The sequence below is a fragment of the Tardisphaera saccharovorans genome, from assembly GCF_046635845.1.
In the GTDB taxonomy this organism is placed as follows: domain Archaea; phylum Thermoproteota; class Thermoprotei_A; order Marsarchaeales; family UBA168; genus UBA168.
In genome coordinates this window covers 1-10,821 of record NZ_JAQQXN010000011.1, presented here as the reverse complement: position 1 = coordinate 10,821, position 10,821 = coordinate 1, and the positions used below count along the sequence as shown (strand labels likewise).

Here is a 10,821-nt window from a genome sequence, read left to right as displayed (position 1 = left end):
CCTCAAGGGCCTGCCCGAAGCCGTCCTTAGATGGAAGCGCTACGTCGCATCCCTTGGCGTAGAGAACAGAAGAGTTCCTCGCCCTTATGGCATCTAATATGCTCTCAGTACGCACATCAGGGCTACTTAACCCAAGATGTGCTGTATAGTGATAGTCTCCGAAAAGATTCCTTTGATCAGCGGCATTAGGCCCAACCACCGTCAACTTAATGCCTTTCTTAAGCGGGAGCGTTCCGTCATTCTTTAACAGCACAATGGATTCTCTAGCAGCTTCAAGAGCAACACGCCTAAAGACCTCATCGTCTAACTTTGCCTCCCTTACCTCTTTGGCCGATTCATCAAGTAATCCAAGCCAGAACTTCTCGCGTAGAACTTCCTCTACTGCAGAGTCTAGGATTGAAACCGGGATCTTTCCTGAGGTAACGGCAGCGATCAACGTATGATAGCATGTCGACTCCGGCATTTCGCTATCGACACCAGCGGCTAGCGCCTTAACGGCGGCTTCCTGGCAATCCGACGCAACGTAATCAACGTTGATTAATCTAGGAATACCTCCGCCATCCGAGAGCACCACGCCGTCAAATCCCCATTCTTCTCTCAGAACGCGGCGTAGCAACCAGTGGTTTATGTGGCATGGTATTCCATCTAACTGGTGATAGGCTGCCATAACGGATTTCATGTTGGCTTCTTTCACGGCTGCTTCAAAGGTCCTCAAGTGGTTTTCCCTTAGGAACCTCTCGGAGACGTTCACGGGTGCGGTGTTCCTCCCTCCCTCGGAGGATCCGTGCCCCGCGAAGTGCTTTCCGGTTGCGGCTACGCCCTGCGCCTGAAGAGACGACACGTACGCAACTCCCATGGAGGAGACGAGGTAGGGATCCTCACCGTAGGTCTCCTCGGTCCTTCCCCACCTCGGGTCAACCGCAAGGTCGAGAACGGGGGAAAGGCAATGAGTTATCCCCAGGCTGCTAGCTTGAGCACCTATTGCTGAAGCCACTCTGGAGATTAGGGAGATATCCCATGTACTAGCTAGGCCTATTGCCTGTGGAAAGGAAGTAGCCCCTGGGGCCTTAACACCTGCCAGGCATTCTTCCATTATCAAGGCGGGTATCTTTATGGTGGCATTACTTGAAATGTAATCTTGGGCCTTCTTCACTAGATCACGAGCCTGCTCGATCGTAAGGCCATCTCCTGTAAGTCTCGTTATGAAGCCTATTCCATGACTCAAGAACTTCCGTGCTTTTTCCTCAGAAAAACTCCCGTTTTCAGTAAGGCTTATGGCTCTTACCGCACCTATTTGGGCCACCTTTTCCTCGACCGTCATCTGGGCAATCATAGATCTGATTCTTTCCGCCTCCGAAGTCGAACGGTTTGAGCTTAACAATTTGCAACTGAATTGCCACCAGATATATTTTTTTCGGCCATTGCGCTTTGCCATATTCTTTTGATATGCCAGCGCTTTGCATTTCGTTTAGTGACATTAATTCCCTCATCAGGGCCGATCTCCCGAAAATCTAAGCAAATCCACGAAAGATATCAATGACAGAATGAAGTCCATGTTTCTAGCGCTTAGGCCCGCCATCGTCAACAGCTCTAAGAGCAAAAGCAAAAAGCAAAGCCTCTCGTGAAAACCAATTTTCGCGAACCATGTGCCATAAACTCTTGACGGTTACTAATAGAAATAGCAGCATATGCCAAGCTTAATGCGATTCTTATGGCCTAGAATTCATATTCGAGCTCAAAATCCTTATAATAAGGGCAAAAGAAAAAACAGAAAGATAGATTTCCCGTCAACACAGCATGGAACCTACTGGCTATTTATAAGGTCCTTAGGCAACTTAACGCTGGCCTCCTTTTGAGTCCTGGCTGACTGGTAAATCGCGTCAATAATGTATTGCATTTCCACTATTCCATTTGTAGGTATTGGGTTCTTTATTTCTCCCTTTATCACCCTTACAAAGTCAACTATTTTCTGAGTGAATTCGTCCAGCTGAGGTAAATGTTGTGGAGTTATATTAACCATGTAACCGTTCATATCCGTATATAGGGTAAGCGGGGAAAGGCTAATGCCTCCTTTGGTGCCCAGTATCAGCGGATTGCCCAAGGACTCGGCGTGCATGGCCCACGCCTGCTTGTAAGTCATGACCAGATCGTCCTCGAACCTTATGAAGGCGGCCGAGAAGTCCTCGACCTCAAATCTACTGGGATCCCAACCCCATATTCCAGGTATCTCGCTTGCGCTCTTATCCCTACCTATGTAATCAGCGATGGAAGCCTCCACCGAGACAGGAATGGGATGGTTCAATAAGTAAAGAGCAGAGTCGAGTACGTAAACGCCTATGTCCAGTGTTACGCCACCGCCCGATAAGGAGCGCTCTATGAAGGTCTTACCCGCGCTAGATCCCCATCCAGGTATTCCCCTTCTGCGCCCCCCATCAACGGCTTCTGCGAAGTAAGGCTTACCCAAGAAGCCCGAATCCACAAACCTCTTTGCGGCTTGTAGTCCCGGGTTATATCTGCTCTGAAAGCCCACCATTAGTACTTTTCCGCTTTCTAACGAGGCCTTATACATGGCATATGCTTCATCGCCTGTAGAAGCCATGGGCTTTTCGACCAAGACGTTCACTCCAGCCTTGAGCGCTGCTATCGACGCAGGCGCATGAATGCGGTGCGGCGTGCATACGCTGACGCCGTCTAGTTCCACGGACGATAACATCTCGTTATAGTCCTGAAATACTTGATCCTTGGAAAGTCCCCATTCCTTTTGAGCCCTCTCTAGCGCGGCCGAATCCACATCGGAGGCCGCCACAATCTCAACATCCGGAATATTCTTGTATCTCTGATAATGGGCGTTTGCTATGCCTCCAGCCCCTATGAAGCCTATTCTGACCTTGTTTACCATACGCGCACAAAGCAAGACTATATAAGCATTTCTCGCTCAGGGGGTTATTAAATTACTCACAGGAATAATTCTCAAGTTAGCTTTCAACGTGATGGGTAAGTAGTGGCTATAGCCCAATGATATGACACCAATAGCCCCAACCACTGGGATATGGCCCGCTCGAAGAGCGATAGACCTAGCCCCTAATCACCATTGGCACTCCTAAAATAAGGAGATGCTTGTTAACCGTGAGATCATTCTTGACGTCAAGCCCCTCAAGCATTAGAAGAGGGAATTAAAAAGAGGGACCCTACCTCATCCCATGTCAGGTAGCAAGCAGCCAGGCAAGCGATAATTACCGGAGCCAAAGGGAATAGCCCACCCCCATGAAGAGCATAGGCCTAATTCTTGGTACCCATGGCGGCATCACGCGAGACATATGCATGGCAATAGGCAAAGGATTGCCAGGCGGCAAAGAAATGGAGATGGCGCTTGACGACACCCGCTTAAGAATCGACCTGGCTGCAGAGCAATCGACATATGGCTACGACGAGTTTGAAAGGCGGAAGAAGCACGCAATCCTCGCGGTCGTCGCGGGCGTTGGGCTCGAGAAACCGTTAAGCGTTTACGTCAAAACGCGGGAAGAAACGACTCTGAACCAAAAATGATCTCAAGATGATTGCTGATATCAGGACGGAAGACGGCAAATGGGCCATGCGGCGACGATGATTACGAGACCAATCCTTTATTTCTTAAGTGATGCGCAGAGCTCCCTTGAAAGCAGAAGGTCGCCATGGACGGTTCTCGCAATGATGAAAGAGGAAACGGGGTAAGGAGGTACTGTGGACTACAGAGAGCAAAGGGCGAAATGGGCCATGGCATGCGCTAGACCATTTGAGGGCCTCTTCTCGTAAAGGCGGGCGCGCGACCTCTAAGAAGCCGAAAACCCTCACGGGGAAGACCACAAGTGATTCACGCATTGACCCATCATGCTAGGGCACAAGCGAGAAGAGGTAAAGCAGATATTGAACAGCGCGAAACCGTCATACGGGAATTATGCGGCAAAGCGTGGCCTCCCAGCGTTTAAACGCCCATCTGGTAGCTGAAAATCAGGTCGCTTTATAGCGGCAAAAATCACGTGGCAAGTAACACCACGAGCACACGATTCAGTAGCGATTTTACGGAAAACAGAGATGAAAATTCCAAAGCGCTTATTATTGGGCGTTACCATTTAGCCCATTTTAGAAAGGCAAGGAGAAACCTAGACCTAATACGGACCTCAGCATAAAAAGCAACCCCACGCAAACAAAAGCTTATTTCTTTACGCATTTGTCGCTTATGAAGCTAAAAAGCGGCTTTAAGATAGTTTTTACCGGCGATAGCATAACAGACGCGGGACGCATGGGTCAGTTCTATCCCTTAGGCAATGGTTACGTCAAGTTCTTCGCGGAGCTCCTTGCTTCCGCATATCCTGAGCTCTCAGTTCAAATCTTCAATACGGGAATTAGCGGAAACACCGTAAAGGACCTTAAGGATAGATGGGACGACGACGTCCTTTCGCTGAGCCCTGACTGGCTCATCATACTTATAGGAATAAACGACCTCAACAGATATCTCGACGGGGTAACGGAATTAAGCCCCGAAAGCTACGAGAGGACGTACGATGAACTCCTATTTGCCGCTGAGAAGGAGGTAAGGGGCATAACGCTGATAACTCCATTCTACATAAGCCGCGGCAGTTACCCTGGTACGAGGCGCGACGCGGTGCTAAAATTGCTGCCCAGCTATACCGATGCCGTTCGCCGCTTAAGGGTCAAACATTCCACGGAACTGATAGACCTACAGGCCGATTTTGAGAACTTGGTTAAGAAGAGGGAACCCACCGCTTTCGCCCTTGAACCAATTCACCCCAATGAGGCGGGCCACCTCTTCATGGCGATGAAGCTTCTCTCGTATGTGGAACTGGCTTGACCCTGTCATATAATTCGTCCTTCCTGGGCGAAGCTCTTCGGCAGGCCTTCCTATACCTTTCCTCAACGAAGCTCGGCGCTCAATTTGCGATAGTGAGCATAATGTACGACCTAGGGCATCCTCATTTTCTCGGCCACCGCTATCATCAGACCGCAACGCGCCTTCTCCGCATGTGCACGCATAAGGGTAAGTTCGACCTATCCTCGAGCCTCACGGAGCCCGTTAACCCTAGACGCTTGAAACCACAAGCGGCAGTGCCGTCTCCTTGCTCCGCGAGCTAGCTCGCCGGCCAAAATAAAAAAGCACTCATGCACTACGCCCGGAAAGTGAGCTTACTTTCACCCATGGGAATGAGTTTTCGCATGAGACGTGTCCTCAATTTTTACCCAAAGCACTAGCCCATCGGATCGCTGTCACCTGAACTTTACCGCTTGTCCCATCGCCGAAAGCATTAATGGTCGCTCGCTCATCGACTCCGCTGTCCTCAAACGCAAATGCATGACAACGGTCCTGATAAATCGACCTTGAAAGCCGTTTGCTGCCCTCAAACCAAAATAACCGCGGGAGAATGCATGAGTGCGTGCAGCTGGACAGGTTTAGTAAAGAGCTCAAAGCGGCAGGGCCTTCAGGTGACTCGATTTTTTCCAAAGACTTAAGTTAAACTTGCCCTCCAAAACATCGTTCTAGCGGATAGCACCTCCATTTTAAAGCAAGGCGACGTCTTAAGCGCGCAAGAAATTTATTCCTTGTGGCAACTAGCTGCTTAAAATATGGTCTCAGGCCTGCAAGCGGCTTAACCGAATTGGTCGAAAGGATGATATCAGGCCGGTTCTTCAGCGTTAGCACGGGACGAAAGGTGGGGCGAATAACGTGATTCAGATCGCTTCAAGGCGATATTCGGTGCATTCACCCAAGACCTAGCTTCACGTAGAAATCAAAATACAAAAGCAAGCGCGTAAGTACAACCGAATATGAGCGAGACCACCATGCTTTTCAATCCCGTCGTGGGAGGCAACTCCTTCACTACCACGCGCAAGTTCCAGTAAAGAAGTGGAAAAGTCGCCATAGCTATCAAGCATAAAAGTGGGATTACCCGAAAGGCGACCAAAAGAGCCAAGGAGGCATAAGCGCTTAGCAGCTCCGCCGTCACCACCCGCCCAGCCACCTTATTACCAAATAGCGTGGGTATGGTATGCACTCCCACCTTACGGTCAAAATCAACGTCTTTCATGTCGTCAAGAAGTAACACCTCGCACATTATGAAGGCCAGCGGAAGCGAGGCTATTATCGGAAGCGCTGTTATGCGCCCAGTTTGAAGGTAGAAGCCTCCAAGCGTCAAGTACGGTCCCTCAAGTATAAACATTATCACCTGATTCAAGGCCCTGTACTTCGCCTTTATGGGCGGAGCGGTGTATTCCAAGCATAGGATAGCGGCCCCCAACCCGAGCACTATGGCCAGAGATCTTCCCTCCAAAACGAAGAATACACCCAGAGCAGCTGCGATAACGGCAAGGCCTACGGCTTCATAAGCTATCTCTCTCATACTCATATCCCCGCTTAAGATGGGGTGCCTTCTGTACTTGGTTGTGGGTGAGCCTGGAAGATCGGTACCATACTTCACGTCAAAGTAATCGTTTGTGACGTGTGTAAAACCCTGTAACAGCATACCGACCACGTACGTCAACACCGCATAGGTGATGCTTAATTCATGAAACTCATAATATGACAGAGATGTTGAAAGCAAAACTGGCAGAATGGTTATGGGAAAGTACTGAGGCCTTGGTGCCATAATCCACGATTTGATCCCCAAAGCGGATCTCGGCTTAATATCAAAGCCTCTTTATACGTGTTTCTAAGTCAGCTAAGGCTTCGCGTAGATCGCTGTAACGCCAAGGCGATCCTGGCTCTTTGCGTCCCCGAAAGGCTGCGACTGGCTCCCAATCCTGAAAATCTAAGCGCTTTTACGGGCTTTCAGATAGCAGTTTACCAAATCGTAACCCACATCTCCTCAAGAGGACCTTAACTGTAAGTACCGGCTGCTCATGCTTTAAGGCCCTACGTAAATGTCGATTCATAGCGTGACTTACGTGAACCCCTTCCGTATGCACGTGCTTCCACAAGTCTTCACGTTCTCCTCAAGAATCCCATATTTTATGGACCAGGTGGAGCGCTCACGACTTCCAGAGCGGCATTGCGTTTATCCTCATCTTACGAGACGCAAGAGCTACTACAAGTCGTCCATGTTGAAGATCGCGACGAAAGCGATGAGCTGTAGCTAAACGCAAAACCAGTCTAACGCGAGACGGTACCCGGCGCGCTTACACGGGCGGGGGGTTCAGGCTACTTCCAATAAATGCGACGCCCAAATTTCCTAACTTACATAACGATTTGTTGGGCAGGCTGGCAGGAAGAAACACATGATCTTTTTCGTCAAGACCACTGATCATATGCCGATGTGTTGTATTGGGCATATATCCTGTATCTCGCTCCTTTCCGGCCATGACTTATCCGCTATTGATCAAAGGACAGATGCAAGTTTTCGGATCACAATTTCTTGCTTATCTGCTTCCTTGCCATCAAAAAGAGCTTGAGCTTTAAGCATGGGATAGCGCAAGCCCAATTGCGAGGATCGCGTACGCAACCAACGCCATGTTGACCGATCTACCTATCTGCTTTTTCTTGGGCATCGGAAGCGTCGCGAGCACCAAGGCCGAGTACGTGACCGAGAAGAGCGCAGGGATAACTCCCAGAAGGCAGCACGCCGCCATCGCCGTAGTTACCGAGATGAGCTTGTTAGCTGCTATGAAGCCAAGCGTAAGGCCCTCTGAGCTCACCGCCGATAACTCCGCAATTCCAGCGCTTTTATGAACGCTCACTTTCGGCAAGTTAAGCGTTTCGTCAAAAGATGCAGTGAACGCTATCCCAGATATCGCCAACAGCCAAGGCGCCTTGCTCATAAGGAAGACGAAAGACGAGGCTAGGCCTCCCCATATCCCAACGTATCCGCCAAGTACATCGATACCCACGATGCCGCCCAACACGTAAGGAGCCCCAATGAACTTATCCTTTAGATGTGGGTAAGCCAAGGTCACCAACACAACCAGGGGGCTTAAGTCCAATGCCCAGGCGTTCAGCGCCCAAGCGGCAAACTCAAAGATCAGCACCCCTAGGAACACTAGCGCGCATCCCTCTTCCTTACTGACCGCACCTGACACAAAGGGCCTTTTCACTGGGTCGTTCATATGCCACTTTGTGCCCACCAGCTCGTTATAGGTCTCGCCAAATACGTGCACTCCAAGAGCGGCGACGACTATCAAAACCATCTGCCGCAGAAAATCGGGTGGAAAGGCCCCAGAAAAGGCAAGGGCTCCCACGAGAGCTGGACCTTCGACTAAGGGCGCGTGATGGAACTTTATCACCTTAAGGTATCCTCCCAGCTTACCCTTGACCTTTGGGTACCAGCCGTCGTACTCGGCATGCATAAAAAATGGTTCATATCTTCTTTTATGCCTTTGGGTTCAGCCCTCGCGCCTGGCTACTGACGCCATTAAGGCGTTCACTCCGATGCCCGCAAACGAAATAATCGCCATTATGGAAAAATACCAAGCCCCAGTTCGACGAAAGGAACGACGATACTACTGGACCAAAGGCGTCTGCAGGATTAGATATAAGACCCATCGCAAAGGCGCCGGCGCTAACTATCTCAGGCGGAAATACCGTATCGGGCAGTGCCCAGTAGTTAGGAGGAAGCATCATTAGAAAGCGGTTGACAATGGCCGCGCCGATCAATGCAGAAAGCGAAAACCGGCCCAAGGTAAATATCATAAAAGCGTCTAGCCCCATAAGCAGATCGCTGATGCTCATGGGCTTAAGCCTGGCGGAAAGGACCTCATAGCGAGTCCTCCTTCCCCGCTTGCATAGAACATCACCAGCGAAAGCACCTACAAGGGCTGTCACATAGCCGGAAATCCCCCATGCCGTTATCGCTTCTCCCGCTTGCGATGAACTGTACCCGCAGTGAACCGCAGAGGCAGGGAAGTATCCGCCTAAGGTGAAAAGTACCCAAGTAAGGGGAAGCTGAACAAAGCCCATAAGCCAGGTCATGGGATACCGCCAAACTCTAGTTTCCCTCTCCCCCTCTGCTTGTTGAGCCACTTGAGCCGGCTCTTTCGCCAACCCGACGTAGGTAATTGCTCCAAGGAGCATGATAAAGCCCATTATGAAGTACGACGAACGCCAGCTGTAGAACGCGAGAAATCCAGATAAAATCCCTCCGAGCGCACTTCCAAGCGTTATGGCCCCAATCGAGAAAGCCAAAGAAAGCGCCCTTTCTTCGCGGCTAAACCAATGTGAAAGCTGCTCGGAGATAAGCGCCAACATCATGAGCCCTTACATAAACCTCAACGCACCGAGTTCCCACAGGGATGTCGCAAACGGTATGAGGAATTGTGGGATTATGAGGAAAGCTTGGGCCAGCACGACGCCTTTCCTTATCCTTCTATCGAAGATGCCGCTGTGCCCCAAGAAAAAAGCCGCAAAAAGGCCAACGCTGAAGTAGTCCACGCCCACTTGCTGCACTTGCGCAGCGCTCGTTCTCGTGCTTGCCGCTATGTCGGAGCTCAGTATGCGAAAAGACGAAGCGAGACAAAGCTCGTGGTCATTACGATACCAGCCGCAAGCGCGACTACCCACCTGTAGGCGCTCCTGCTTGGTTCGGTTTTTGCAATTCGTCTCCTTGAAATTAACGTAAATACATATACAGCTGACGCCATATGAATTTACTTCTTTCTCTGATAAGCGAGGTAGGCCGTGATTACCACGGCGATGGCAACTACAACTCCGATAATAATGACAGTCGAGTAAAGCTCTTGACTGCCACTGACGGTGAGCGTTACCGGTGCGGACGAGAGCGCAGGATATCCCGTTATATAGCACGTCAGGTTAAGCGGCCCCCGCACGGCGGGAACATATCTTATTTCGGCCACGCCGTTACTTGAAGTAACGGACGCCCCGACAAGCTGACGATCTGCGGTAAAGGTAACATTTACCTGCGGCACGGGCGTGCCGTTCGCAAATGTCACGTGGGCCATCAACACGATTGGCACTCCTTCGACGGCCTTTGCAGGCGAAACCGATAGGTTAAGCCCGACCTGGTAAAACCTTACGTTCACTATAACTGGCGACGTTCCAACGTTCACCGTTCCGTCGCTTGGGACTGCGTAACACTGCGTGGAGCTGATCTGATAGCTCGCGGTCCCTCTGCTCGCGTTGAAGAAGATGAACGTGTCGAGAGGTGATACGGTTTCCCCCTGCACTGTTCCGTTAAGCGTCACCGTCCAGTTCGCGTCGTCTGGAAGCCCGATCTCGTTGAAATCCACGTGCTGGTAAACTTTCTGCGGCACGGGCAAGCACAACAGGCTAATGCTTCCCCGAGTCGCGGATACGTTAATCCACCGGTCTTCCCGAGAGAAGCCCTTGACGTAATATCTGTAGGGCACAAAGACCACAGCCCACCCGTTGTCCGCTAAGCTGGCATTTACCTGAACCGAACCGTTTGAAAGCGTCCTCTCGACCAAGGACGAAACGGGAGACGAGGAAATCGTGATATAAGGCTCGACGAGGGCCGCTACCTCAGGCCTGACGTTGCCCTGGGCGTCGAAAGTATAGCCTTGCCAATTCGCCCAGAAGTAAGTCCAGTAACTCCACGAAATGCCAAATGAATCAAAAGCGGTGACCGCCATCCTCACCACGGTGTAGTTCGGATCGTCGCCGAACTCTCCCGCCCAAAGCGGTATATCCCACTTTTGGCTCGCGTAGATGGCGGCGACCAAGCCAGGGCTTGGGTCAAAAGGCCCTTCAATGGCATGCGAGTTAAACGTCGTGTAGTAGTCGTGAACCTCAAGCGCCAACTTGTGGTCTGGATCGGTTGGTTCAACCCAGTTGTTGGGATGCGTTCCAGAGTCCCATTCAGA

At 50.7% G+C, this 10,821-nt stretch carries 8 protein-coding genes and 1 pseudogene; 2 read left to right on the top strand and 7 right to left on the bottom strand.

All coding sequences use genetic code 11. The features are described 5' to 3' along the window. Positions 1–1,381: glycoside hydrolase family 3 N-terminal domain-containing protein (locus PRZ02_RS07320; protein ID WP_449465175.1), on the bottom strand; the 1,381-nt coding region annotated here is incomplete at its 3' end. 423 nt (positions 1,382–1,804) lie between these two features. Continuing rightward, complete coding sequence (locus tag PRZ02_RS07315) at positions 1,805–2,899, bottom strand: Gfo/Idh/MocA family protein (protein ID WP_449465174.1); 1,095 nt, start codon at positions 2,897–2,899, stop codon at positions 1,805–1,807. Between the two features lie 422 nt (positions 2,900–3,321). On the opposite strand from PRZ02_RS07315, the gene PRZ02_RS07310 reads away from it, so the two are divergent. Both PRZ02_RS07310 and PRZ02_RS07305 read left to right on the top strand, forming a co-directional pair. Then, a complete protein-coding gene (locus PRZ02_RS07310; protein WP_449465173.1) occupies positions 3,322–3,546 on the top strand; it encodes a hypothetical protein in 225 nt (74 codons plus the stop codon). A gap of 670 nt (positions 3,547–4,216) precedes the next feature. Further along, positions 4,217–4,849, top strand: coding sequence for an SGNH/GDSL hydrolase family protein (locus PRZ02_RS07305; RefSeq protein WP_449465172.1), 633 nt, complete (start codon positions 4,217–4,219; stop codon positions 4,847–4,849). Between the two features lie 934 nt (positions 4,850–5,783). Here the strand turns inward: PRZ02_RS07305 and PRZ02_RS07300 are convergent. The 5 genes and pseudogenes from PRZ02_RS07300 to PRZ02_RS07280 form a co-directional block, all read right to left on the bottom strand. Further along, on the bottom strand, positions 5,784–6,659 hold the full coding sequence (locus PRZ02_RS07300; protein ID WP_449465171.1) for a UbiA family prenyltransferase: 876 nt from the start codon (positions 6,657–6,659) through the stop codon (positions 5,784–5,786). A gap of 784 nt (positions 6,660–7,443) precedes the next feature. Continuing rightward, positions 7,444–8,331 carry a UbiA family prenyltransferase gene (locus tag PRZ02_RS07295; protein WP_449465170.1) on the bottom strand — a complete coding sequence of 296 codons (888 nt, stop codon included), beginning with the start codon at positions 8,329–8,331 and terminating at the stop codon, positions 7,444–7,446. Positions 8,332–8,353: 22 nt separating this feature from the next. Continuing rightward, a complete protein-coding gene (locus PRZ02_RS07290) occupies positions 8,354–9,229 on the bottom strand; it encodes an MFS transporter (protein ID WP_449465176.1) in 876 nt (291 codons plus the stop codon). A 9-nt stretch (positions 9,230–9,238) separates the two neighbouring features. Continuing rightward, complete coding sequence (locus tag PRZ02_RS07285; RefSeq protein ID WP_449465169.1) at positions 9,239–9,541, bottom strand: hypothetical protein; 303 nt, start codon at positions 9,539–9,541, stop codon at positions 9,239–9,241. 86 nt (positions 9,542–9,627) lie between these two features. Then, positions 9,628–10,821, bottom strand: a pseudogene (locus PRZ02_RS07280) (hypothetical protein); the annotation flags it as partial.